Annotated in this window: 20 protein-coding genes; 3 read left to right on the top strand and 17 right to left on the bottom strand. The window is 66.3% G+C overall.

What is annotated here, in order from left to right; genetic code table 11:
• The 4 genes from gltX to DPR14_RS12365 form a co-directional block, all read right to left on the bottom strand.
• Nucleotides 1-1,344 (bottom strand): glutamate--tRNA ligase, encoded by a 1,344-nt coding sequence (gltX, locus tag DPR14_RS12380; RefSeq protein WP_158045411.1) that lies wholly within the window; start codon nucleotides 1,342-1,344, stop codon nucleotides 1-3.
• A gap of 91 nt (nucleotides 1,345-1,435) precedes the next feature.
• Nucleotides 1,436-2,767, bottom strand: a complete 1,332-nt coding sequence (locus DPR14_RS12375) for a cytochrome c peroxidase (RefSeq protein WP_158045410.1) — start codon at nucleotides 2,765-2,767, stop codon at nucleotides 1,436-1,438.
• A gap of 106 nt (nucleotides 2,768-2,873) precedes the next feature.
• Complete coding sequence (locus DPR14_RS12370) at nucleotides 2,874-4,538, bottom strand: NAD+ synthase (protein ID WP_158045409.1); 1,665 nt, start codon at nucleotides 4,536-4,538, stop codon at nucleotides 2,874-2,876.
• A gap of 83 nt (nucleotides 4,539-4,621) precedes the next feature.
• On the bottom strand, nucleotides 4,622-6,247 hold the full coding sequence (locus tag DPR14_RS12365) for a protoglobin domain-containing protein (protein ID WP_158045408.1): 1,626 nt from the start codon (nucleotides 6,245-6,247) through the stop codon (nucleotides 4,622-4,624).
• 453 nt (nucleotides 6,248-6,700) lie between these two features.
• Here DPR14_RS12365 and DPR14_RS12360 point away from each other — a divergent pair, with 453 nt between their 5' ends.
• A complete protein-coding gene (locus DPR14_RS12360) occupies nucleotides 6,701-8,668 on the top strand; it encodes a methyl-accepting chemotaxis protein (RefSeq protein ID WP_158045407.1) in 1,968 nt (655 codons plus the stop codon).
• A 13-nt stretch (nucleotides 8,669-8,681) separates the two neighbouring features.
• Here DPR14_RS12360 and DPR14_RS12355 read toward each other — a convergent pair whose 3' ends face one another.
• The 4 genes from DPR14_RS12355 to DPR14_RS12340 form a co-directional block, all read right to left on the bottom strand.
• Nucleotides 8,682-9,836: a nicotinate phosphoribosyltransferase gene (locus DPR14_RS12355; RefSeq protein ID WP_246149236.1), complete on the bottom strand. Its 1,155-nt coding sequence runs from the start codon at nucleotides 9,834-9,836 to the stop codon at nucleotides 8,682-8,684.
• A 62-nt stretch (nucleotides 9,837-9,898) separates the two neighbouring features.
• Nucleotides 9,899-11,287 carry a class II 3-deoxy-7-phosphoheptulonate synthase gene (locus DPR14_RS12350; protein WP_158045406.1) on the bottom strand — a complete coding sequence of 463 codons (1,389 nt, stop codon included), beginning with the start codon at nucleotides 11,285-11,287 and terminating at the stop codon, nucleotides 9,899-9,901.
• A gap of 162 nt (nucleotides 11,288-11,449) precedes the next feature.
• Nucleotides 11,450-12,829 (bottom strand): glutathione-disulfide reductase, encoded by a 1,380-nt coding sequence (gene gor / locus DPR14_RS12345; protein ID WP_158045405.1) that lies wholly within the window; start codon nucleotides 12,827-12,829, stop codon nucleotides 11,450-11,452.
• 511 nt (nucleotides 12,830-13,340) lie between these two features.
• Nucleotides 13,341-13,556 (bottom strand): hypothetical protein, encoded by a 216-nt coding sequence (locus DPR14_RS12340; protein WP_158045404.1) that lies wholly within the window; start codon nucleotides 13,554-13,556, stop codon nucleotides 13,341-13,343.
• A 218-nt stretch (nucleotides 13,557-13,774) separates the two neighbouring features.
• On the opposite strand from DPR14_RS12340, the gene DPR14_RS12335 reads away from it, so the two are divergent.
• Nucleotides 13,775-14,014 carry a hypothetical protein gene (locus DPR14_RS12335; protein ID WP_192499442.1) on the top strand — a complete coding sequence of 80 codons (240 nt, stop codon included), beginning with the start codon at nucleotides 13,775-13,777 and terminating at the stop codon, nucleotides 14,012-14,014.
• Between the two features lie 82 nt (nucleotides 14,015-14,096).
• On the opposite strand, the gene DPR14_RS12330 is transcribed toward DPR14_RS12335, so the two are convergent.
• From DPR14_RS12330 to DPR14_RS12290, 9 genes are all read right to left on the bottom strand, one after another.
• Nucleotides 14,097-15,215 carry a branched-chain amino acid ABC transporter substrate-binding protein gene (locus tag DPR14_RS12330; protein WP_158045402.1) on the bottom strand — a complete coding sequence of 373 codons (1,119 nt, stop codon included), beginning with the start codon at nucleotides 15,213-15,215 and terminating at the stop codon, nucleotides 14,097-14,099.
• A gap of 163 nt (nucleotides 15,216-15,378) precedes the next feature.
• Nucleotides 15,379-15,750 carry a DUF6867 family protein gene (locus DPR14_RS12325; RefSeq protein WP_343038728.1) on the bottom strand — a complete coding sequence of 124 codons (372 nt, stop codon included), beginning with the start codon at nucleotides 15,748-15,750 and terminating at the stop codon, nucleotides 15,379-15,381.
• A 6-nt stretch (nucleotides 15,751-15,756) separates the two neighbouring features.
• Entirely contained in the window at nucleotides 15,757-16,467 is a 711-nt protein-coding gene (locus DPR14_RS12320; protein ID WP_158048114.1) for an ABC transporter ATP-binding protein, read from the bottom strand.
• Nucleotides 16,468-16,475: 8 nt separating this feature from the next.
• Nucleotides 16,476-17,348 (bottom strand): ABC transporter ATP-binding protein, encoded by an 873-nt coding sequence (locus DPR14_RS12315; protein WP_158045401.1) that lies wholly within the window; start codon nucleotides 17,346-17,348, stop codon nucleotides 16,476-16,478.
• Nucleotides 17,345-18,832, bottom strand: coding sequence for a high-affinity branched-chain amino acid ABC transporter permease LivM (livM, locus tag DPR14_RS12310; protein ID WP_158045400.1), 1,488 nt, complete (start codon nucleotides 18,830-18,832; stop codon nucleotides 17,345-17,347). The genes DPR14_RS12315 and livM overlap by 4 nt, the downstream gene beginning before the upstream one ends.
• A 4-nt stretch (nucleotides 18,833-18,836) precedes the next feature.
• On the bottom strand, nucleotides 18,837-19,754 hold the full coding sequence (locus DPR14_RS12305; RefSeq protein WP_158045399.1) for an ABC transporter permease subunit: 918 nt from the start codon (nucleotides 19,752-19,754) through the stop codon (nucleotides 18,837-18,839).
• Between the two features lie 449 nt (nucleotides 19,755-20,203).
• Entirely contained in the window at nucleotides 20,204-20,542 is a 339-nt protein-coding gene (locus DPR14_RS12300; protein ID WP_246149233.1) for an AzlD domain-containing protein, read from the bottom strand.
• Nucleotides 20,535-21,272: an AzlC family ABC transporter permease gene (locus DPR14_RS12295; protein ID WP_246149230.1), complete on the bottom strand. Its 738-nt coding sequence runs from the start codon at nucleotides 21,270-21,272 to the stop codon at nucleotides 20,535-20,537. The genes DPR14_RS12300 and DPR14_RS12295 overlap by 8 nt, the downstream gene beginning before the upstream one ends.
• 77 nt (nucleotides 21,273-21,349) lie before the next feature.
• Complete coding sequence (locus tag DPR14_RS12290; protein WP_158045397.1) at nucleotides 21,350-22,063, bottom strand: hypothetical protein; 714 nt, start codon at nucleotides 22,061-22,063, stop codon at nucleotides 21,350-21,352.
• Between the two features lie 192 nt (nucleotides 22,064-22,255).
• On the opposite strand from DPR14_RS12290, the gene DPR14_RS12285 reads away from it, so the two are divergent.
• The gene (locus tag DPR14_RS12285) at nucleotides 22,256-23,173 is read left to right on the top strand and encodes an ROK family protein (RefSeq protein WP_158045396.1); all 918 of its coding nucleotides are present in this window, start codon (nucleotides 22,256-22,258) and stop codon (nucleotides 23,171-23,173) included.
• The last annotated feature ends 165 nt before the right edge of the window (nucleotides 23,174-23,338 follow it).

Genomic DNA, 23,338 nt, shown 5'->3' with positions numbered 1-23,338 from the left:
TCAGGCAACCCGGCCGGCGAGCCGCGCTTCCGCCCGCTCGCGGCCGATCAGAGGTAACAAATTCTTCAGCTCCGGTCCATGGTCGCGGCCGGTGAGCGCCAGGCGCAACGGCAAGAACAGGCCCTTGCCCTTTCGCCCGGTGGCCGACTTGACGGCGCCGGTCCAGGCGCTCCAGGTCGTTTCGTCCCACGGCTCCGCCGGGAGCAGCGCCGCGGCGGCGGACAGCAACTCCGCGTCCTCGACGGTCGGCTCGATCGGCTCGCGCGCGACATGCCACCACTCCGCCACGTCGGCCAGCCGCGACAGGTTGGGCCGCACCGCCTCCCAGAACATGGCGTCGATCCCGCCGAACCCCAAGGCTTCCAGCCGGCCGGCCACCGTCCCGAAAGGCGTGGCGTGCAACACGCGGGCGTTCAGGCGGGCCAGTTCCTCCGGGTCGAACTTGGGAGCGCCGCGGGCGACCTTGGCCATGTCGAACTCGGCCGCCAGATCCGCCAGGCTCATGCGGGCCTCGATGGCGTCAGACGTGCCCAGCTTGGCGAGCAGGCTGTTGATCGCCATCGGTTCGATACCCTGGTCGTCGCGCAGGCTGGCGACGCTGATGCTGCCCAGCCGCTTCGACAGCCCGGCACCCGTCGCGTCGGTCAGCAGCGGCAGGTGGGCGAAGCCCGGCACCGGTCCGCCCAGCGCCTGCCAGAGCTGGATCTGCACAGCGGTGTTGGCGACGTGGTCCTCGCCCCGGATGACATGGCTGATGCCCAGCTCGATGTCGTCGACGACCGAGGACAGCGTGTAGAGCGTCCGCCCGTCCTCGCGGATCAGCACCGGGTCGCCGAGATCCCGCCCGTGGAAATGCTGCGGACCGCGCACAAGGTCGTCCCACTCCACCGGCTCGTGCTCCAGCAGGAAACGCCAGTGCGGTGTCCGGCCCTCGGCCTCCAGGCGCGCCCGGTCCGCGCCAGTCAGCCGCAGCGCCGCGCGGTCGTAGATCGGCGGCAGGCCGCGGCCGAGCAGGCTCTTGCGCTTGAGCGACAGCTCCTCCGCCGTCTCGTAGCAGGGATAGAGGCGCCTCGCGCCCTTCAGCCGCTCGACCGCCGCCGCGTAGCGGTCCAGCCGGTCGGACTGCCGGGCGAACCGGTCCCACTCCAGCCCCAGCCAGCGCAGGTCGCGCTCGATCCCGTCGGCGAATTCGGCGGTCGACCGTTCCAGGTCGGTGTCGTCGAGACGCAACAGGAAGTTGCCTCCCTGGCTGCGGGCGAACAGCCAATTGACCAGCGCCAGGCGGATGTTGCCGACATGGAGCTGGCCGGTCGGGCTCGGCGCGAAACGGACGGCGACGCTCATGGATCTCTTCGGGCTTCGGGAACACAGGGCCGGCACGGATAGCACACCGCGGCCTCATGCGAAACGGCCGAAACTCGGACCGCCTCCTGCCCTACTTCACGTCCACCCGAAGCTTCATCTTGGGATGGATGCCGCAGAACACATGATAGGTGCCGGGCTCGGTGAAGGGCAAGCTGACATGCTCGCCCGGTTCCTGGTATCCGCTGTTGAAGTCCATGTTCTCTTCGAACACGCGGATATTATGCGCCCGGGTGTCCTGGTTCAGGATCGTCAGGACCTCGCCGGCCTTGACTTGGACATGGCGGTGGCTGAACTGCTTGTTCTTCTGCACGATCGTCAGGGTATCCGAGGTTTCCGACTTCGGCGCCGAACTGGCGGCGAGGCTGTCCGCCGCGGTCGCGGGATCCGGGCTGAGGCTGCGCAGGAAGGCGATCAGGTCGGACTTTTCACGGTCGGACAGGGCGTCGATCCGCGGCAGGTCGGGCGACAGGGTGTCCCGGCGCACGATGCCGCTGCGGTAATGTTCGACGACCCCCTCCAGCGTTCCGATCGAGCCGTCATGCATGTAGGGGGCGCGGTCGGCGACGTTCCGCAGCGGCGGGGTCTTGAAGGCGTGGTTAAGTTCAGGCAAGCCCAGGATCGCGCCGCGCCCGAGGTCTTCGCCGGGCAGGCCGATATCATGGAAGGCATGGTCGGTGAACTGCCAGCCGGAGTGGCAGGAGGCGCAGCCCGCGGGTCCGGTGAATACCTCGAATCCGCGCTTCGCCTCCTCGCTGACGGCGCCGCTGTCGCCCGCGACCCAGCGGTCGAAGGAGGTCACGCCCGACACCAGGGTGCGTTCGAACGTGGCAAGCGCCCTGGCGACGGTGACCGGCGTGATCCTCGGGTCCTCGGGAAAGGCCCGGGCGAAAAGGGGCGGATACTCCGGGTTGGCCTCGAGGGTCCGAACCATCCCTTCCAGCGTCTGGTTCATCTCGCGCGGGTTCTGGACCGGGCCGAGCGCCTGCTCCTCCAGGCTGCCGGCACGGCCGTCCCAGAAGTACAGCTCGCCCCAGGCCGCATCCTGCACCGAGGGCGTCCGGCGTCCCAGCGGCGTCCCGTCCAGCCCCTGGTGGGTCGGCACCCCGTCCTGCCACCCGGAGACCGGCGCGTGGCAGGTGGCGCAAGACCGGTCCCCCGCGCCGGACAGGCTGGCGTCGAAGAACAGCTTGCGGCCCAGCTCGGCCTTCGCCTGGCTATGGGGATTGTCGTCCGGAAAAGGCACTGAATCCGGCCTGACATAGTCCGCCAGCACCGATGCCGCCGCCGGATCGAGTTTCTGTTCCGCCAGGGCAGGAGCGCCGGCAAGCAGGCTGCAAACCAGACTGCCGACCAGGGCATGGGCCATCAGGACATAGGAAGGGGTGATCGTGGAAGAACGCATGCGCTTCAAGGCCTCGGAACGGACTAGTTACCGTGGCCGAAAATTTACTGCAAGTCACTCGCATTAGCGATGCGACGGATTGCAGCCCTGCCAGTTCCGCGGCGCGTCACAGGATCGAAGTGAACCCGTTGACGACCGGCAGCCGGTGGCCGGATCCGAAACCGTGGCCGCTGATCCTGACGCCGGGCGGAAGCTGGCGGCGCTGGTGCTCCCCCCTGACCACCAACCGCCAGACCTGGTCCACCATCACCGGATCATGGTCGCGCTCGATGATCTCGGCCACGGTCATCTCCTGGTCAAGCAGGCAGCGGAGGATATCGTCCAGCAGGTCGCCCGGCGGCATCGCCCAATCCCCGTCCCTGCCGGCCCGCCGTTCGGTGGCCGCGGTATCGGTGATGACCCGCTCGGGCACGACGCGGCCCGCCGGCCCCCTGCCGTCGTCGGGCAGACTCCGGTTCCGCCAGTTGGCAAGGGCCACGACGTTGGTGCGGTAGACATCCTTCAGCACCGCGAAACCGCCCCAAAGGTCCCCGTGCAGCATCGACCGTCCGACCGCCACGTCGGTCCGGTTGGCTGCCGACAGCGCAAGGGCATCGAACTTCTCCGCGAGGGCCACCAGGACGGCGCCGCGCAGGCTCCCCCGAAGGTCTTCCTCCGCTCTGCCGGTGTCGCGACCGGCGAAGGCCGGGGCGAGCATTGCATCGATCGCCCGCAATGCCGGCCCCATCGGGATCTCGTCTATCCTGCAGCCCAGCAGTTCCGCCACTTCCCGCCCATCCTCAAGCGTCTCCCGGCCGGTGTCGGATGACGGCAGCAGGACGCAGTGGACCCGCTCCGGCCCCAATGCATCGACTGCCAGCGCGGCCGTCAGCGCGCTGTCGATTCCGTCTGTCAGGCCGACCAGAACGCCGTTTCGCCGGGTTTTCCTGACATGGTCGCGCAGGCCCAGCATCAGCGCCTGATATGCGGCGGCCGGCCCGGACGGCGGCGGCGCCAGTTCACCCTCGTGGCAGATCCAGCCATCGTCTCCGCCGCGTTCCCACCGGGCCACCGTCAGGCTCTCCCGGAAGGCGGGCGCATGGATCCGCAGGGCGCGGTCGGCGCCGAGCACGAAGCTGGAGCCGTCGAACACCAATTCGCCGTGCCCGCCAACCTGATTGACATGGAGCAGCGGCAGCCCGGTCTCGGCCACCCGGGCCACGGCGCGGTTGATCCGGCGGTCCTGGATGTCCAGGTCGACCGCGTCGCCCCCGGCGACCACCAGGATTTCGGCTCCGCATTCGCCGAGCGCTTCGGCGACGTCGGCGGTCGCCATGTCCTCGGCGATCATGACGCCCAGGCGGACTCCCCGGAAATTGACCGGACCGGGAACCGGGCCGGCGGCGAACAGGTGGCGCTCGTCGAACGGCGCCCCGTCCGCCAGCACATGCTTGGTCCGGATGGTAGCCACCCGGCCGCCGTCCAGCAGCAGGACGGCGTTGCAGACCTGCCCATCCATCCGCCAAGGGGCGCCGACCAGCACTCCCGGCCCGCCGTCTGCCGTTTCCCGGGCGAACTCCCGGACCGCCTCCTCGACCGCGTCCAGAAAGAAGGGCTTCAGGACCAGCTGTTCGACCGGCTGCCCCGAGACTCCCATGGCGGCGCAGACCACCAGTTCCGCCCCTCGCGCGGACGCCTCCGCCCGCGCCGTGCGGATACGGTCGATGTTCTGGTCGATGGCACCCGTGGTCGGGTTCAACTGGGCCAGGGCGATGGCGAGGCGGTCGGTCATGGCGATGCCGGCGTCAGGAAGGATCGATCGGGCAATCTACCAAGACGGCCCGCCCGCTCAAAGCGGCAAGGCGGGATCGTCCGTCATGCCACCATCCGGGCCGACCGAAGCAGGCCCGTCAGTTCGGCCGACGTCAGCGTGCGCTCGAACTTCAGGTGGGTGATGTCGCGCTCGGTCGAGAGGATCTGCCCCCGGATCGCGCCCTCCAGTCCGGGAAGGACAAGCTCGACCATCCCGCCGGCCGAACCGGTGACGGTCCCGACGAGCCCGACGCCGCCCGCCGACAGGTTGACCAGCCCGACCTGCCTCCTGTCACCGCCAGCGGATACCGTCGCCGAGAAATCAACGGCGTGCCGCCGGTGTCTCCGGCGGTCGAATACCTCGTGCGTCCTCATCGTGCTCATCAGCCCGTCGATCTCGTTCTGAAGCTGACCGACATGCTGGGTCATGGTGCCGGTTTCGGAACGCACCTCGTGCATCAGTTCCGACGCCTCGCCGGTATCATGGGCCACTTCGGTGATGCTGGCCGCGACCTGCCGCGTGCCGGCGGCGGCCTCCATGACGCTGCGGCTGATCTCTCCCGTCGAGGCGGTCTGCTGCTCGATCGCGGCGGCGATGCCGGCGGAGATCGCCTCCACCTCGTGGATCACGCCGACGATGCTTTGGATACCGGAGACCGCCTTCTCGGTTTCCGCCTGGATGCGGGAGATCTGGGCGGAGATCTGCTCCGTGGCCCGCGCGGTCTGGGCGGCCAGCGCCTTGACCTCGTTGGCGACGACGGCGAACCCCTTGCCGGCTTCCCCGGCACGCGCCGCCTCGATCGTCGCGTTCAGGGCCAGAAGGTTGGTCTGGCCGGCGATCTCGTTGATGACGCGAATGATCTGCCCGATCTCCCCCGCCGCCATCGCCAAGCCCTGAACCGACTGGTTGGCCGATCCCGCCTGGTCCACCGCCTGGCGGGTGACGGTGCGCGAGACGCTGACCTGCCGGCTGATCTCCGACACCGAGGCGGAAAGCTGCTCGCCCGCCGCGGCAACGGTTTCGAAGCTGGCGGTGGCCTGCTCCGCCGCCGAGGCAACGGCTGTCGCGTTCCCCGCCACGCGGTCGATCGCCGCCGAGGTCTGGGTTGCGATGTCGGACACGTGGCCGCCGCGCTCGGCGACCTGGGACACCACCGAATGGACTTCCCGCTCCAGCATGTCGGCCAGTCGCCACAGTTCCTTCTGCCGGCTCTGGTCGCCGCTCTCGATGTAGCAGGAGATCGCCAGATCCATGTCGAGACAGACGGTCTGGACGATCGCCCGGAGCACCTGCCTCAACCGGGCCGGCTGCCAGCGATGCCGGGTGACCGCCGCATCCATCAGGTCACCCATCGCCAGGGCGTATCCGCCGATGTACCAGCGCGGCTCCAAGCCGATGCGCTGGTGCGTGGTGCCAATCTGGATGGTTCGCTCCAGCTGGGCCTCGTCGAAGGTCCCTGAGAACAGGCTGGTCCAGTGGCGGCGCTGGGCCTCCTTCAGGCGGTCGATCGAGACTCCCGCCAGCATCGTCCGCATCTCGGCATTGGTTGCAAGATGCTCGTAGAACCTGTCCAGGGTCTTCGGCAGCGTCGCTTCCACGACGGGTGCGAAATGCTTCAGGGCCGATCGCGTTTCGTCACCGATGCCAAGGAACTCAAGCCTTTCTTCGCGATCCAGATCGTTCGACATCCCGCCTCCGAGGTACAGACATGCTGCAATAGAAAGCTCAGTGTTATGACCAAAGGCTTACCAAACCGCAAAGCGTGTGTCGAAACAGGAACATAGGCCGACTTAGGGGAGAGCGCGGGATAGGACCGGCCGATGCAAGTAGTCATTTGCCTCATCGTCGCAGCGAGGAAAGTCATATCCGGCAGGGTAGAAAATATATGCCAAAAGTAACAGTAATATCCAATAATCCTGGGAAAAAATGACATTCCACCCTGTCATCGGCGACCGGCAAGATTTATTCCTTTAAATTAATGGAAGGAAAATTTCTAGGGTATGAGTAAAAATTATCTTATCATCAAGTAACGTCCGGTCAGTTAAAAAAAAGGTAACTTTTGTTTCATATCTATTCGACACGATTGATCCCTGTGAACGCAGGCCCGGCGGCCGCGGGAAGAATCAGCAGAAGAGGGTATCGTGGACGGGTTGCTGTCACGTTTCAGTTTGAAGATCCAGATCGGCCTGATCGGCGCCGTGGGCGCGGCGGCCCTTCTTCTGCTTGCTGGATTTCAGAGCGTCGAGCGGGCGCGAGAAAACAGTTTCTGGTCGGTTGGGCAGTCCGCATCGGATTTGAACGACAGGATCGTGGCGCTGCGGTTGTCGCTTCTTGATGCCCGGCGGTCCGAGAAGGACTTCTTGTTGAGGAGCGACGAGAAGTATGTCGCGCGCAACGTGGAGACGGTCGCTCTCGCCGACAGCTTGCTCCTTGCAGCCATCGGGCATCCCGGGGCGGATGCGATCGCCGGGCACCTGGGCAAGGTCCGAACCGAACTGGCCTTTTACGGCAACGCCTTTTCGGCGGTCGCCGCGACGCGCATCCGCATCGGACTCAAGGAGACCGACGGTCTCATGGGCTCCCTGCGTTCGTCGGTCCGGGAGGTGGAGGCGATGCTGAAGGACAGGAGCCAACCCCAGCTCATCATCGACATGTTGATGATGCGGCGGCACGAGAAGGACTTCCTGGCCCGGGTCGAAGCCAAGTATGTCGACGACATGAAGAAGCGGCATGGCGAGTTCACGGCAGCCCTGGCCGCTTCCACCCTGCCCGGTAAGGTCGCGGCGGAAATCACGGAGAAGATGGCGGCCTACCAGCGCGATTTCCTCGCCGTGGCGGAGGCGACGCTCGGATTGGCAGGGCAGTTGAAGGAATTGTCCGATGCCTATGCCCGCATCGAACCGGTTCTGGCCGAAGCCACCGAAATCCAGGAGACCGCGAGGGCCGCGGCGGTGGCCCGGAGCGAGGAGGTCGCCCGCGACGCCGAGCGGCTGGGCTGGATCGCGCTGGCGGGTATCGTCACGACCATGGTGTTACTCAGCTTCATGATCTCGCGCGGCATCACGGGACCTCTGCTGGGGCTCGGCACCATCATGCGCCGGCTTGCGGACGGCGACCTGGACACGGCCGTCCCCGGCGCGGAACGCCGCGACGAGGTTGGCCAGATGGCGCGGACCGTCGAGGTGTTCCGGGCGAACGGGCTGGAGATGCGCCGGCTATCGGCCGAGCGGCAGGCGGCCGAAGCCAGGGGCGCGGAAGAACGGCGGGCGGCGCTGCTTCAGGTGGCCGACGGGTTCGAAGCCCAGGTCAAGGGGATCGTGGAGGCGGTGGCGGCGGCAGCGGTGCAGGTGGAATCGGCGGCCCAGACCGTCGCGTCCTCGTCCGAGCAGACCCGCCAGCAATCCTCGGCAGCTTCCAGCGCTTCGGAAGAGGCGTCGCGGAACGTGAACATGATCGCCGGCGCGTCCGAGGAGCTCAGTTCCTCCATCCAGGAGATCGGCCGCCAGGTCGCCCTGTCCGGTGAAATCACCGCGGCGGCCGTCCGGGAGGCCGACGAGGCGAACCGCACGGTGGAAGGGCTGTCCAACTCGGTGCAGTCGATCGGCGACGTGGTCCAGTTGATCAACGATATCGCCAGCCAGACCAACCTTCTGGCCCTGAACGCCACGATCGAGGCGGCACGCGCCGGAGAGGCCGGCAAGGGGTTCGCCATCGTGGCGTCCGAGGTCAAGAACCTTGCCGCCCAGACCGCCAGGGCGACCGAGGAGATCCAGGCCAAGGTTTCGGAAGTTCAGGGATCAGCGGGCTTCGCGGTGTCGGGCATCAGGGGCATCGGCACCACCGTCGTCCGGATCAACGAGATTTCCACGACGGTCGCCTCCGCGGTGGAGGAGCAGAGCGCCGCGACGAACGAGATCGCCGGGAACGTCCAGCAGGCCGCGATCGGCACCCAGGAAGTCTCGCGCAATGTAGCCGGCATGATGACGGCCGCCACGGAAGCGGGAACGGCATCGGGCCAGTTGCTCGATGCCGCGCGCGGGCTGGCGCGGGACACCGACCGGATGCGGCGCGAGGTCGGTGCCTTCCTGGACCGCGTCAGGGCTGGCTGAGAGCCGGGGGCCGCTATTTCCGGAACAGGAACTCGCGGCCGACCTTGACCCGCTTCTCACCGTCATATTCGATGATGTCAGCGGTCGCGTAGGTCTCGGTCCATCGCTCCGGCAGGTAGCTGCCGGTTCCGATGACGTCGATCGGAGCCTGAGCCTCCGCCATGATACGGCACTTCGCCGGGCTGAAGCCGCTGCTGGCGACGATCTTGACCTTGTCGAAGCCGGCATCGTCCAGCGCGTCCCGCAGGTGGAATATCGCCGCGGCCGAAACGCCGGTGCCGATCAGGTAGCGGAGCTGGGTCTCGTCGCGATAGCCGCGGATCGCGGCCGGAACATGCCGTTCCAGCACCGCGTAGGAGCCGGGCGGGTCGAGCCCCTCGATGAAGCGCCCGCCCGGCGTGTCGATCCGCATGCTCAGCCGGCCCGCCTCGGCCAGGTGCGGCAGCCGGCGGCAGACCTCCAGGCTGTCCGTGATCTCCCGGCCGAAATAGTCGACCAGCACCGTCAGGTTCTGGTCGGGAAAGGTCTCGTGGAACATCTCGGCCGCCCGCACGGTCGATCCGGCATAGCCGATCAGGGCGTGCGGCATGGTCCCCATGCCGGCGGAGCGACCGAAATAATGGGCCGTGGCGTCGGTGGCGTTGCCGATGAATCCTATGGCACCGACCTTCCGCTTGGCGCGGGCCGAGCCGACGCTGGCCGCATAGGCCATGATCTCCGCCATCTCTGTGCCGGCGCAGTGCCGGGCGTCCATGGCGAGGAACGCCACCTTCGGCAGATCGGCGCACATGGTGAAGGCGTTGTAGGCGGAGACGCAGGCGGGACCCAGCTTCATCAGCAGCAGGGTTTCCAGGTCGACAAGATGATAGAGTGGGCCGGAAATATACAGGATCGGCTCGCCGGCGCCGATCCAGCGGCCCTCGGTGTGGAGCAGGTCCACCTCGACCTCGAACCCGCGTTCGCGGGCCACCCCCTGGAGCCAGTCCACCGCGAGGCGGGGCGCCGAGACGACGGGGCGGCGCATGAAGATCGCGTAGGTGACCCGCTTGTCGCCGAACCGGCCGACCGTGGCCTTGGTCCGCAGGAAATAGGTATCGGTCCACCGGTCGATGTCGGATACCGAGGGCCGAAGGGATTGCTGGCTGCGGTCGTTGTCTCGACTGTCCAAGATTTGGCGCTCTTGTTGGTCCCGGAACGGCTGGGGGCCGTTCCGGGGCTGGTTCCGTGCGGTCACTCCGCCGCGGCGATCCGGCGTTCCCGGTCCTGCTGCTGGCGGCTGCGCTTCAGACCTTCCGCGATAAGGAACGCCAGTTCAAGAGCTTGGCTGGCATTCAGGCGCGGATCGCAGTGGGTATGGTAGCGCTTGGCAAGGGCGTGGTCGGTGATCGCCTGGGCGCCGCCGGTGCATTCCGTCACGTCCTGGCCGGTCAGTTCGAAATGGACGCCGCCGGGATGGGTCCCCTCCGCCTGGTGGACGGAGAAGAAGTCCTTCACTTCCGACAGGATGCGGTCGAACGGCCGGGTCTTGTAGCCGGTGGACGACTTGATCGTATTGCCGTGCATGGGATCGCACGCCCACACGACGACGCGCCCCTCGCGCTGGACCTTGCGGATCAGGGCCGGCAGCTTGTCCTGGACCTTCTCGAAACCCATGCGCGCGATCAGCGTCAGGCGTCCCGGCTCGTTCGCCGGGTTCAGCATGTCGATCAGGCGGATCAGCTCGTCGGGGTCGCTGGTCGGTCCGCACTTCAGCCCGATCGGGTTCTTGACGCCGCGCAGGAACTCCACATGGGCGTGGTCGGGCTGGCGGGTACGGTCGCCGATCCACAGCATGTGGGCCGACACGTCGTACCAGTCGCCGGTGGTGCTGTCGACGCGGGTCAGCGCCTCCTCATAGGGGAGCAGCAGCGCCTCGTGGCTGGTGAAGAAGTCGGTTTCGCGCAGCTGGGGCGTCGTCTCCGCGGTGATGCCGCAGGCCGCCATGAAGTTCAGCGTCTCGTCCAGGCGGTCGGCCAGGTCGCGGTAGCGCTCGCCGGCGGGGCTGCGCTCGACGAAGCCCAGGTTCCATTGGTGAACCTTGTGCAGGTCGGCATAACCGCCCTGGGCGAAGGCGCGAAGCAGGTTTAGCGTGGCCGCGGACTGGTTGTAAGCCTGGACCATGCGGTCGGGATCGGGCTCGCGCGAGGCCGGGTCGAAGTCGAAACCGTTGATGATGTCGCCACGGTAGCTCGGCAGCTCGGTGCCGTCGATGGTCTCCGTGTCGGTCGAGCGCGGCTTGGCGAACTGTCCCGCCATGCGCCCGACCTTCACCACCGGCGTGGCGCCGCCGAAGGTCAGCACCACCGCCATCTGAAGCAGGACGCGGAAGGTATCGCGGATGTTGTTGGGATGGAATTCGGCGAAGCTCTCGGCACAGTCGCCGCCCTGGAGCAGAAAACCGTTGCCGCGGGCCACGTCCGCTAGGGCCGCCTTGAGCCGCCGCGCCTCGCCCGCGAAAACCAGCGGCGGATAGTTGGACAGACGCTGCTCGACCGCCGTCAATTTGTCCTGGTCGGCATAAAAGGGCATCTGCTTGACGGGCTTCGAGCGCCAGGTGTTCGGGGTCCAGCGTTCGGCCATTGCACCATCCTCCACATTGACCGGCACAGTCGCCACCGCCCCGGTCGCTTTTTCGACATTCCAAGGGAACTGGCTATACTTCCTTCAGCGATTCATTTCCAGAGTTAAAGAATCGGCCGCGACTCGGGGGCGCCGTCAAGCCGGCCGCGACGGATCCTGACCCTATTCCGCCGCCTGGCTACGGACCGGGTCGGGCACCTTGTCGCGCAGGGTGACGAACTCCTCGGCGGCGGACGGGTGCAGGCCGATGGTGCGATCGAACTGCCGCTTGGTGGCGCCGCAGTTCATGGCGATCGCGAGACCCTGGACGATTTCGGGCGCGTCGGGGCCGAGCATGTGGGCGCCCATGACCCGGTCGCTCCGGCGGTCCACCACAAGCTTCATCAGCGTCCGTTCGTCACGGCCGCTCAGCGTGTTCTTCATCGGCCGGAAGCCGCTCTTGTAGATGTCGATCTCGCCGCAGATCTGCCGGGCCTGGGCCTCGGACAGTCCTACGGTCCCGATCGGCGGGCTGCTGAACACGGCCGTCGGGATGTTGGAGTAATCGACCTCCATAGGGTTGTCGTTGTACATGGTCTCGACGAAGGCGCGCCCTTCGGCGATGGCCACCGGGGTCAGCGCCACCCGGTTGGTCACGTCGCCGACCGAGTAGATGTTGTCGATGTTGGTGCGCGACCAGGAATCGACCTTGACCCCGCCTCTGTCGTCCTGCTCGACCCCGACCTCCTCCAGGCCCAGGTTGCGGGTATTGGGAACGCGGCCCGTGGCGGCGAACACCAACTCCGTCTCAAACCGCTCGCCGTCGCGCGTGACGACGCAATAGCCGTCGTCCAGCTTTTCCAGCCGGTCGAGCCGGACGCCGGTCCGGATCGTGATGCCGCGCTTGCGCATCTCGACCGCGAGCGCCTGGCGGATATCGTCGTCGAACCCGTTCAGCAGGTCGCCGCTGCGGATCATCATCGTGATGTCGACACCCAGCGCGTTGAAGATGCAGGCGAACTCGACGGCGATGTAACCGCCGCCGATGATCACCATGCCCGACGGCAGCCGCTTCAGGTCCAGCGCCTCGTTCGAGCTGATGGCATGTTCGAAGCCCGGCAGGTTCGGCCCGACCGGATGCCCGCCGGTCGCGATCAGGATGGTGCGCGCGGTGTAGCGGCGCCCGGCGACCTCGACGGTGTGCCGGTCGACCAGCCGGCCGAAGCCTTCGATAAGGGTCACGCCCGCCTTTTCCAGCATTCCGATATAGATATGGTTCAGCCGGTCGATCTCCCGGTCCTTGGCCGCCAGCAGCTTCGGCCAGTCGAAATCCGGAACGGTGGCGTCCCATCCGTAGCCGACGGCATCCTCGAAGGCGTCGCGAAACTGTCCGCCGTACATCAGCAGTTTCTTGGGCACGCAGCCGCGGATGACGCAGGTGCCGCCGACCTTGCTGCCCTCGCAGATCGCGACGCGGGCGCCGTGGGAAGCAGCACGACGGCTGGCGGCGACGCCGCCCGATCCGGCGCCGATGGTGAACAGGTCATAGTCGTAGGACGCCATCGTCTCATTCCTCTGATGCGGACACAGCACTGCGGATACCGGCTTCGGCAATGCATAGCCTAACGCAAATGGCCCCGGAAGGCTCGAACCGGAACCCCGTCGCATGGCTTTTCAGGCGCGTTGCCGCAATCCGGGAGCCACCGCGCACGGGCGGGACGCGCGTCCAGACGTGATTATGAAAAGCCGGTGCGGGCGGACCCGCGGATCATGTCCGCAGGTGCCGGAACCGCTTCTCCCGTCTTCCGCGGACTTGATCCGCGGAACCGCAAAGGTCAACCCGGAATGCCTGTTGCCCGGTCAACCAAGTTCGGACTTCGAAAGCACCGCTTCACGTGGACCGCAGGTGGCCGGGATGACATCCATGCGCTGCGCCAGTACCATGGCCGGGCAACGGGTTGATCCCCCCTGCAAGAGGTGTTCGCCGCGATCCGGTCCGGCACGTGGAGCCCCTCGCCGCGGTTGCCGGCAAGGGTCGCCAAGGCCCGGTAACCCTGGCCTGGCGGATCTTCCGTCAGGCCTCTTCGCCGACCCGCTCGAACTGCTCCGGGTCAAGCAGGGCGGCGATCGCCAAGGTTTTCAACGTCTTGGGATCATCGGCCCGCTTCATCTGAGCGTGGGTCGCCCCCATGACGTCCTTGCGGACGGCGACGATTTCCCACACGCTGCCTCCGGGACCGAGCCTGCGGTAACGCTGTCCTTCCGCTATCTCACGTTTCTTTCGCCGCATTGGCATTCTCCAGAACCTGTGACCATTCAACCAAGCCGGCACCGGGAGATGATTAAACCAGTGGCGGTACCCTTGCGAGAGTTTCCGCATATCCCACATCGCAGGTTTGCGTTTTGTGACGGAAACGCAACAGCGATCCGCCGTTTATCGAATGTCGTATGCCTGAAGAGGGACAGTTCAAAAAGGAACAGATGCCTCACCTTGACCGTTAGATGGACATGAAAACCGATCTCGACATTCTTCTAGTAGCGACTCGTCTGGTCGAAGAACTGGGCGATGACGCCGCCCGCCTGGCCAAAGTCAAACTGGTCGAACTAATCGCCGCGAACAACCTTCGCGCCGCCGCCTTCTGGCGCGACGTCCTGCGTCTGTGCGAGGAACAGGCCGGCATCAAGGCGCCGGAGGTCCTGCAGCCCCGCTCTCCGGCGACCGACCAGGGCAAGCTCGCGGCACACTGAGACTCGGCGGCGGGACGGAGTCCAGGCCCGAAAAAAGCCCGGCGCGATGCGCCGGGCTTTTCGTCTTACCGCTTAAACGGTTTTAGTTGGTGGTGACTTCAGCGTACTTGCCGTCGTTCCATTTGTAGAAGACATAGGCCGGGGTCGTGACGTCGCCCTTCTGATCGAAGGCGATTTTGCCGATCACGGTATCGAATTCGGTGCTGCGCAGGACCGCCGCCACTTTGTCGAGATCGGTCGAGCCGGCCTTCTCCGCGGCCTGCTTGAAGATCTGCATCGCCGCATAGGTGTACAGCGTGTAGCCTTCCGGCTCATAGCCCTGGGCGCGGAACTTCTCGACCACCGCCTTGGCCGCCGGCTTGTTGCGCGGGTCGGGGCCGAAGGTCATCAGGGTGCCCTGGCCGGCCGGGCCGGTGATCGTCCAGAACTCCTCGGTGACCAGCGCGTCGCCCGAGATGATCTGGACGTTCATGCCCTGGTCCTTCAGCTGGCGCGCGATCAGGCCGGCCTCGGTGTGGTAGCCGCCGACATACAGAACGTCGATGGCGGATTGCTTCAGCTTGCTGACCAGCGCGGAGTAGTCGCGTTCGCCGGCGGTGTACGCCTCGTACAGCTTCTCCTTCAGGCCGGCCGCGTTCAGCGACTTCTGCGTCTCGTCGGCCAGACCCTTCCCGTAGGCGCTCTTGTCGTGGACGATCGCGACGTTCTTGCCCTGGTACATGGTCGCGATGTACTCGCCGGCGACCTTGCCCTGCTGGTCGTCGCGGCCGCAGACGCGGAAGACGTTGTTGCCCTTCGCCTCGTCGGTCAGCTTCGGGTTGGTCGAGGCGGGAGAGATCTGCAGGATACCCTCTTCCGTGTAGACCTGGCTGGCCGGGATCGAGGAACTGGAGCAGAAGTGCCCCGCCACGAACACGGCGCCCGCGCCGGCGAGCTGGTTGGCGACGGCCACCGCCTGCTTCGGATCACAGGCGTCGTCGCCCACTTCCAGCTTGATCTTCTCGCCCAGGATGCCGCCGGCCGCGTTCAGGTCGGCCGCGGCCATCTGCGCGCCCTTGTTCATCTGCTCGCCGAACGCCGCGTACTGGCCGGTCATCGGCCCGGCGACGGCGATCACCACATCGGCATAGGCTGCCGAAGCGGCCATGGTGGCGAGGGTGAAAGCGGCGGTCGCCGCAAGAAGCGATTTTCTGAACTTCATAACCATAATGCTCCCTGTTCATGAGCTGGCCGTTACATGCCTTGCCGGAAGGCCGAACCGGTTGCCGCCCGTCATCGCGGTGCGATTAGCGGGCGGCACTCCCTGTTGTATTTTCATTATATCTGACCTGTCGCGCAGTGCGACAGAATCCGTCATCGGTGACTTACGACATGACGGGCTGGCCGGTCGCCGAACTCTTCTCGCGCCAGGCGAACAGACCCCTGCGCTCGTAGAGCCACGGGTACTGCTTCACCATCTTGCGCGCCTGTGTCATCCGGTATGCCGCCACGCAGATCACCGTCAACACGGCGGTATGGATGACGTATCCGGTCACGCTGAGCAGCTCTCCCCCGAACAGCGCGTATACCAGGAACCGGTCGCCCACTCCCAGCAGCGCCGTGTAGAGGAAGGCGGTCCGCATCGGCCGCCATTTCGACGCCATGCCCTGCCCGGTCATGAAGGCCGCGCCGCCGAACAGGATGACCGTCAGGCCGATGAACACCGGGATCGAGGTGCCGAGAAGCTGTTCCATCATGACCTCCTAGTGCCCGCCTTCCAGGTATGCGGTGCGAACCTCCTCGTTGGCGAGAAGCTCGCGCCCGGTCCCCTGGATGGTGATGTTGCCATTGACCATGACATAGCCCCGGTGGGCCAGCTTCAGCGCGTGGAAGGCGTTCTGCTCCACCAGGAAGACCGTCATCCGCTGCTCGCGGTTGATGTCCTCGATCACCTTGAAGATCTGCTTCACGATCAGCGGCGCCAGGCCCAGCGACGGCTCGTCCAGCAGCAGCAGGCGCGGTTGGCTCATCAGCGCGCGGCCGATCGCCAGCATCTGCTGCTCGCCGCCCGACAGCGTGCCGCCGCGCTGGGACTGCCGCTCCTTCAGGCGGGGAAACAGGGTATAGACCCGTTCCAGCTCGCGGTCGAAGCTGCCGGGCTGGGCCGTCACCGACCCCATCTGCAGGTTTTCCAGCACGGTCATGCGGCCGAAGATCCGCCGTCCCTCGGGCGACTGGGCGATGCCGCGGCGCACGATCTCGAAGGTCGGGACCCGGGTGATGTCATTGCCCTCGAAGATGATCCTGCCGAACTTCGCCTGCGGGTTGCCGCAGATGGTCATCAGCAAGGTCGACTTGCCGGCGCCGTTGGCCCCGATCAGGGTCACGATCTCGCCGGCCGACACTTCCATGTCCACGCCTTTCAGCGCCTCGATCGAGCCGTAGAAGGTGTGGACGCCCTGTATCTTCAGCATGGGCTCGCTCATGGCCCCTCCTCCCGCTCCGCGACCTCGGGGAGGTCCTGCTTCACCTCGACCGGCAGCTCCTCGTCCTCCTCCTCGCCCAGATAGGCGCGAATCACCATGGGGTCGCTCTTGACGAACTCCGGCGTCCCGTCGGAGATCTTGCGGCCGTAGTCCAGCACCACGACATGGTCGGAGATTTTCATGACCACGCTCATGTCGTGCTCGATCAGCAGCACGCCGATCTTCTCCTCATCGCGGATATGGATCAGCAACTCGCTCAGATCGCCCGACTCGCGCGGGTTCAGGCCCGCCGCCGGCTCGTCCAGGCACAGCAGGACCGGCTCGGTGCACATCGCCCGGGCGATCTCCAGCCGCCGCTGCGCGCCATAGGGCAGGTTGCCCGCCTCCCAGTCGGCGAACCTCGTCAGCTTGACCTTGTCCAGCCAGTAGCGCGCCAGCTCGACCGCCTGCTTCTCCGCCTTGCGATAGCTGGGCAGGCCGAGCAGGCCGGCGACCGTGAAGGCCGACGCCTTCATCAACTTGTTGTGCTGGGCCACCACCAGGTTCTCCAGCACGCTCATGCGGGCGAACAGGCGGATATTCTGGAAAGTACGGGCGACTCCGGCCTGCTGGGAGATCCGGAAGGCTTCCAGCCTCTCCAGCAGGAAGTCGCCGTCCGGGCGGTGCAGCGCGAGCCGGCCGACGGTCGGCGAGTAGAAGCCGGTCAGGCAGTTGAACATGGTGGTCTTGCCGGCGCCGTTCGGGCCGATGATCGCGGTGATCTGGCGCTCCATCGCCGTGAACGACACGTCGTTGACGGCGACCAGCCCGCCGAACCGCATGGTCAGGTGCTCGACTTCGAGCAGTGGGGTTCCGGGTATGGCTGTCATGTCCCCGCCTCCGAATCGGCTTGCTGCTGCCTTGCGCTGCGCTTGGGGTGCAGCAGGATGGTGGGATCGCGGTGGGCCAGCAGGCCCCTCGGCCGCCAGACCATGATCAGGACCATGCCCATGCCGAAGGTCAGCATGCGGTACTCGGCCAATTCGCGGAACGCCTCGGGAAGGCCGATCACGATCAGGGCCGCGACGACCACGCCGATCTGGCTGCCCATGCCCCCCAGCACGACGATCGCAAGGATGATCGCCGACTCGATGAAGGTGAAGCTCTCCGGGCTGATGAAGCCCTGGCGCGTCGCGAAGAAGGAGCCGGCGAAGCCGCCGAACATGGCGGCGATGGTGAAGGCGGCCAGCTTGATGTTGGTCCGGTTGATGCCCAGCGACGTGCAGGCGATGTCGTCCTCGCGCAGCGCCTCCCAGGCCCGCCCCAGGGGCAATTTCCGGATCCGCATGGTGAAGAAGTTGACCAGGAGCGCCAGTACCAGGATCAGGTAGTAGAGGAAGATGATCCGGTGCATCGGGTCGAACGGGATCCCGAAGAGCTGGTGGAACGCGACCTCGCCTTCCGGCGGGCGTCGGTCGAAGTCGGCGATCCCGAAGAAGCTGGGGCGCGGAATGCCGGAGATGCCGTTCGGCCCGCCCGTGAAGACGGCCCAGTTCAGCAGCACCACGCGGATGATCTCGCCGAATCCCAAGGTCACGATCGCGAAATAGTCGCCGCGCAGCCGCAGCACCGGGAACCCCAGGACGAGGCCGGAGAAGGCCGCCAGGATACCCGCCAGCGGCAGGCACAGCCAGAAGCTGAAGCCGAAATACTGCGCCAGCAGCGCGTAGGAATAGGCCCCGACCGCGTAGAACGCCACATAGCCCAGGTCCAGCAGGCCGGCGAGTCCGACCACGATGTTCAGGCCCCAGCCCAGCATGATGTAGGTCAGGATCAGGATGCCGATATCGACGACCGACCGGCTGGCGAACGGCAGGAACGGCAGGATGATCGCGAAGACGACGGCGATCGGGCCGATCCAGACGGCGGCGTCCTGGACCCTGGCGCCCAGCCGGTCCATGGCGCGGTCGCGTTCCTGCTGGCTCAGCGTGCTGCGGTCGCGCCGCACCGTGATCGCCGCGCGGATCGCCAGCACCGCGGCGCCCGTGATGGTGATGACCTTGAGGATTTCGCTCGGGAACGGGACGAACCAGGAGACCGCCGCGATGGCGAGGCTGACGCCCAGCACCGCGGCGGCATGGCCTTCGCGGGTCAGGATCAGGCCGATCCGGCCGATGAAGACCAGCACGACGCTGATCAGCACCTCGTCGAAGCGGGTCGTGACCGTCAGGCGAGAGCCGACGTCCACCGTCCGCAGTCCCACCAGCGGCAATGTCAGGGCCAGCGCCACCAGTGCCGTGAGGCCGGCCTCCTTCACCATGGCGCCCACGTCGAGGCGCCGCCGGTCGGGGGTATGGGAAACGATTGCGGTCATCGGATCAGACCTTCTCGATTTCGGGTTTGCCGAGCAGACCCGTCGGGCGGAAGATCAGCACCAGGACGAGGATGGCGAAGGTCGCCACGTCCTTGTACTCGATCGAGAAATAAGCCGACCAGAACGCCTCGATCAGGCCGATCAGCAGCCCGCCCAGCATGGCTCCGGGCAGCGAGCCGATGCCGCCCAGCACCGCCGCGGTGAACGCCTTCACCCCCGCCAGGAATCCTATGAAGAAGTCGATCACGCCGTAATAGAGCGTCACCATCACGCCCGCGACCGCGGCCAGCGCGGCACCCATCACGAAGGTCAGCGAGATCGTGCGGTCGACGTTCACGCCAAGCAGGCCGGCCATGGTCTTGTCCTGCTCGCACGCCCGTTGGGCGCGTCCCAGGTCGGTGCGGGTGATCAGCAGGGTGAAGCCGACCATCAGCGCCGTCGTCAGCAGGATGATCAGGATCTGCAGGTAGCTGAGGCTGACCACGAACCCGTCGGCCCGCTCCATGATCACGAAGCCGCCCTGGATCACCGGCGGCATCGGCTTGACCCGGGCGCCCTGGACCAGCTGGACGTAATTCTGCAGGAAGATCGACATGCCGATCGCGGAGATCAGCGGCGCCAGCCGGAACGACCCGCGGAGCGGCCGGTAGGCCAGCCTCTCGATCGTCCAGCCGTAGATGCTGGTGAACACCATGGAGATGATCAGCACCAGCATCAGCATCACCGGCACCCAGGTGATCCCGGCGGCCCCAAGCACGATGAAGCTGATCACCGCGATGAAGGCACCGATCATGTAGATCTCGCCATGGGCGAAATTGATCATGCCGATGATGCCGTACACCATCGTGTAGCCGATCGCGATCAGGCCGTAGATCGCCCCGAGCGTCAGCCCGTTGATCAATTGTTGAAGGAAATATTCCATGTCCTCGCTACCCAGACGTCGTTTGCGTCACAGAGTCGGCACGCACCATCCCATCCAGGCGCGGGACGCGCCCGGCTGGCCAGAGGGGAAGGTCCGGGACCCAGGCCCTTGCGAACAGCTCGAAAAGCCGGCGTGGCGAAGCTCTGCGGCGCCGACGGAATTGCAAACAGTCGGAAGTCTCCCGATTCGAACCACCGGCACGGCGGTTCGGCCCGCCGGCCTTATTCTTGACGCGACGTTATATTACCCTCCACGGCCGGGCAAGCGGGGAAAATCGGCCGTCTGGAGACGCGGAGCGACTTGAGCGAACCCTGTGCAACTGCAGCACAAGAAACCCGCATCCTGCCCGAAATGAAACCCCTGGCCGACACTTCGCCTGTAACCTTCAGGTCCGGCCGTTCTTTTGAAACCCGCAATGAATGGTGGAGCCGAAGCGGCGCCGACGGCAATCAGAACATTCGGAAATCGCCGACCGTCAGCCCGATCAGCGCCAAGGTACCGGCGGAGACGCCGAAGAAGATGCTCCTGCGCATGATGAAGAACACGGCGAGCGCGATGGCGGCGGACAGCAGGCGGGAACCCAGGTCGGTCTCTTGCAGCAATCCGACCGGCAGGATGATCATGCGGGCGATCAGCCCGGCGAGCAGCGCGTAGGCGACGCACCCGACCCATTCGAAGACGGGTCCCCCCGGATTGATCCGGCCCGACAGCGCCACGCCGAGCGCCCGCCAGACATAGGTTGCGGCCGCTCCCACCAGCAGGACGACGATGATCCAGCCGTCAGCCACGACGCCTCGCAAGCAGCCTGTCGGCCCCGAACGCGGCCGTTCCGGCGATCAGCCCGGTCAGCATCAATCCCCAGTCGTGCGAAAAGGTGTGGAGCGTCGGCCCCATCACGGCGCCCAGGCCCAGCGCGATCGCCCGCGCCCGGTGGCGCAGGTCGGTCGCGAAGATCAGCATGAAATAGATCGGGTTGAGAAAGACCAGCCCCAGCGTGACCGACTGCGGCACCGCGTCCGCCAGGACGAAGCCGACCGCGGTTCCGATCAGGCTGGCCAGCCACAGGACGGTGGCGAAACCGACGAAATAGGGGAGCCGGACGTCTCGCGGCATCTCCGGGCACCGGCGCATCGAGAAGGCCCAGGCGGTTACCGCGACCAGGTGGGAGTAGAGGTAGTATCGCCAGCGCGGCACCGCCGGGTCGTGGATCAGCGGCATCAGGGTGATCGTCATCGGCATCAGCCGTGCGTTGGTCAGGGCCACCGCCAAGGCGATCACCAGGAGCGAGGCTCCGACGCCGTAAAGTTCGACCAGCGCCACCTGCCCCGGAAGCGCCCAGGCGGACAGCGTCGAGAAGAGGCCCAGCCACAGCCCCATCCCGCTTTCCCGGACCAGCGACCCGAAGCCCACGTAGCTGGCGCCCAGAACGATCGACGGCATGCCGACGGCTTCGCGTGCGGCGATGAGGAACATGGTGCGCCGGGCCTTGGATCCGGCCGGCGTTGCGGTGGCAGTCATAAGGGTCCTGAACGGCGGCCGGATTTCCGGAATGGTGTTCGGCCGCCGCCGGGGTGAGAATTACTCCGCCGCCGCCCTCAGTCAACTTTGGCGGCGGTGACGACCGTCTTGTTCGGCTTGGCGGGCGCCGACTTGCCGGTGCTCGCCGCCTTGGCCGGCTTGGCCTTGGAACCGGCCGCCGTCTTGGAACCCTGGACCTGCGGCTTGCTGGAGGCCTGGGCCACCTGCGCCGCACCGTCGTCACCCAGCAGTTCGGCGACCTTGACACCGCACGGCGGTGCGGCGGCGATCTGCCCGGCGTCTTCGGTCGACAGGTACTTCTTCAAGTCCCCGTCGGTCATGGCCATCGCTTGGTCCACCCGGTCGCTGTAGGATTGGCAGAACACCGGCGGCGTCAGCAAGGCCGCCCGCTGGGCGATCTCGTTGGCGAGGATCGTCCGGAAATCGTCGAACCGGCGGGTCGGGTTGGACTTGTCGGTCTGGCGGAAATGTCCGATCAGAACCTTTTCCCAGGTCATCAGCTGGGTGCGATGCTTGGTCGTGAAGCTCTGGTACTTGGCGAACAGGTTGCGTTCCTGCTGGACCGAGTTGCAGGTCAGGCCGATGACCATCAGCTCCGTATGGAGCCGCATCGCCTGCTCGGCGTCATATTCCGCCGCAGAATAGCACGCGGACTTGGCCCAGGCGGAGGACGACGCCGCCAGTACGCAGGCGGCCGTGACGGCGGTGACGATGCGGCGCGCGCTGCGGCGCGCCGGCTTCTCGCGATGGGGGTCGATGGCGCTATTCATGGAAAACGGCCCTGTCGAGATTCCGGATGGGTTGGATGGCGCGAAAGAATTACTTCTTTGAGCGCAGATTGCCTGAATATGCCGCGGGATACAACGTCTGCCTGCCGCATTTTTTGGCGGTGAGGACTGGCGGTCCATCGGCTAAGCTCCGGTCTGATATTCGTCAACCGCTCAATCCGCTGGTTATACTCAATGATCCGCATCGGCATCGATCTTGGTGGCACCAAAATCGAGGGAATCGCCATAGACCGCAACGGTCGGGAACTCTCCCGCCGCAGAATCGGCACACCGCGTGGCAATTATGCAGCAACCCTCGAGTCGCTGGCGGGATTGGTATCCTGGCTGGAAGGGCAGGCGGGCGGTCGCGGCACCGTCGGCGTCGGGATACCCGGTATCGTGCTGCCGCCCGGCGGGCTGGTCGGGAAGGCCAACTCCACCTGGCTGATCGGCCACGCCCTCGGCGACGATCTCCGCGACCTCGTTGGCCGACCGGTGCGGGTACAGAACGACGCGAACTGCTTCGCGGTGTCGGAAGCGGCGGACGGGGCCGGCGCGGGCTTCGACACGGTGTTCGGGGCGATCGTGGGAACGGGGACCGGCGCCGGCATCGTGACCGGGGGCAAGGTGCTGACCGGGCGCAACGGCATCGCCGGCGAATGGGGGCATACCTCCCTCCCCTGGCCCGGGGCGGACGAGCATCCCGGCCCGGCCTGCTACTGCGGCCGGCCCGGCTGCATCGAGACCTGGATCTCCGGACCGGCGTTCGCCGCCGACCATGCCCGGATCACCGGCGAGCGGCTTTCGGCCCAGGAGATCGCGGCCAGGGCCGACGCCGGCGATCCCGGCGCGCTCGCGAGTATCGAGCGCTACGCCGGCCGGCTGGCGCGCAGCCTGGCCATGATCATCGACGTGCTCGATCCCGACGTGATCGTGCTGGGCGGCGGCATGTCCAACGTCGCACGTCTCTATCCGATGCTGCCGCCGCTGCTGAACCGCTGGTGCATCTCAGACACGGCGGACACCCCCATCGTTCCCGCCCGGCACGGCGATTCCAGCGGCGTGCGCGGAGCCGCCTGGCTGTGGAGCGCTACGGAAGACCCGGGACCGTGATGGGGCCGCGTTACTGTCGTGCCAAGACGCCGCGACTGCGCATCGATCACCCTATACATGGATTTGCGCAAAGGCCGACAAGTATCGGGGCAAAACCGCCGAACCGGAGATAACCGGTTGCGCCCCGCCGTCCGGGATGCGAACACTGCGCTCCCACCAACCCTC

The organism is Skermanella pratensis, from assembly GCF_008843145.1.
In the GTDB taxonomy this organism is placed as follows: Bacteria; Pseudomonadota; Alphaproteobacteria; order Azospirillales; family Azospirillaceae; genus Skermanella; species Skermanella pratensis.
The sequence above is the reverse complement of the archived record's forward strand: the minus strand, read 5'-3'. Positions and strand labels throughout refer to the sequence as shown.

Excerpts from the sequence above, each read along its gene's own strand:
- gltX (WP_158045411.1), bottom strand. The coding sequence starts at position 1,344 with ATGAGCGTCGCCGTCCGTTTCGCGCCGAGCCCGACCGGCCAGCTCCAT.
- DPR14_RS12375 (WP_158045410.1), bottom strand. The coding sequence starts at position 2,767 with ATGCGTTCTTCCACGATCACCCCTTCCTATGTCCTGATGGCCCATGCC.
- DPR14_RS12370 (WP_158045409.1), bottom strand. The coding sequence starts at position 4,538 with ATGACCGACCGCCTCGCCATCGCCCTGGCCCAGTTGAACCCGACCACG.
- DPR14_RS12365 (WP_158045408.1), bottom strand. The coding sequence starts at position 6,247 with ATGTCGAACGATCTGGATCGCGAAGAAAGGCTTGAGTTCCTTGGCATC.
- DPR14_RS12350 (WP_158045406.1), bottom strand. The coding sequence starts at position 11,287 with ATGGCCGAACGCTGGACCCCGAACACCTGGCGCTCGAAGCCCGTCAAG.
- gor (WP_158045405.1), bottom strand. The coding sequence starts at position 12,829 with ATGGCGTCCTACGACTATGACCTGTTCACCATCGGCGCCGGATCGGGC.
- DPR14_RS12340 (WP_158045404.1), bottom strand. The coding sequence starts at position 13,556 with ATGCGGCGAAAGAAACGTGAGATAGCGGAAGGACAGCGTTACCGCAGG.
- DPR14_RS12335 (WP_192499442.1), top strand. The coding sequence starts at position 13,775 with ATGAAAACCGATCTCGACATTCTTCTAGTAGCGACTCGTCTGGTCGAA.
- DPR14_RS12330 (WP_158045402.1), bottom strand. The coding sequence starts at position 15,215 with ATGAAGTTCAGAAAATCGCTTCTTGCGGCGACCGCCGCTTTCACCCTC.
- DPR14_RS12325 (WP_343038728.1), bottom strand. The coding sequence starts at position 15,750 with ATGATGGAACAGCTTCTCGGCACCTCGATCCCGGTGTTCATCGGCCTG.
- DPR14_RS12320 (WP_158048114.1), bottom strand. The coding sequence starts at position 16,467 with ATGCTGAAGATACAGGGCGTCCACACCTTCTACGGCTCGATCGAGGCG.
- DPR14_RS12315 (WP_158045401.1), bottom strand. The coding sequence starts at position 17,348 with ATGACAGCCATACCCGGAACCCCACTGCTCGAAGTCGAGCACCTGACC.
- livM (WP_158045400.1), bottom strand. The coding sequence starts at position 18,832 with ATGACCGCAATCGTTTCCCATACCCCCGACCGGCGGCGCCTCGACGTG.
- DPR14_RS12305 (WP_158045399.1), bottom strand. The coding sequence starts at position 19,754 with ATGGAATATTTCCTTCAACAATTGATCAACGGGCTGACGCTCGGGGCG.
- DPR14_RS12295 (WP_246149230.1), bottom strand. The coding sequence starts at position 21,272 with ATGACTGCCACCGCAACGCCGGCCGGATCCAAGGCCCGGCGCACCATG.
- DPR14_RS12290 (WP_158045397.1), bottom strand. The coding sequence starts at position 22,063 with ATGAATAGCGCCATCGACCCCCATCGCGAGAAGCCGGCGCGCCGCAGC.
- DPR14_RS12285 (WP_158045396.1), top strand. The coding sequence starts at position 22,256 with ATGATCCGCATCGGCATCGATCTTGGTGGCACCAAAATCGAGGGAATC.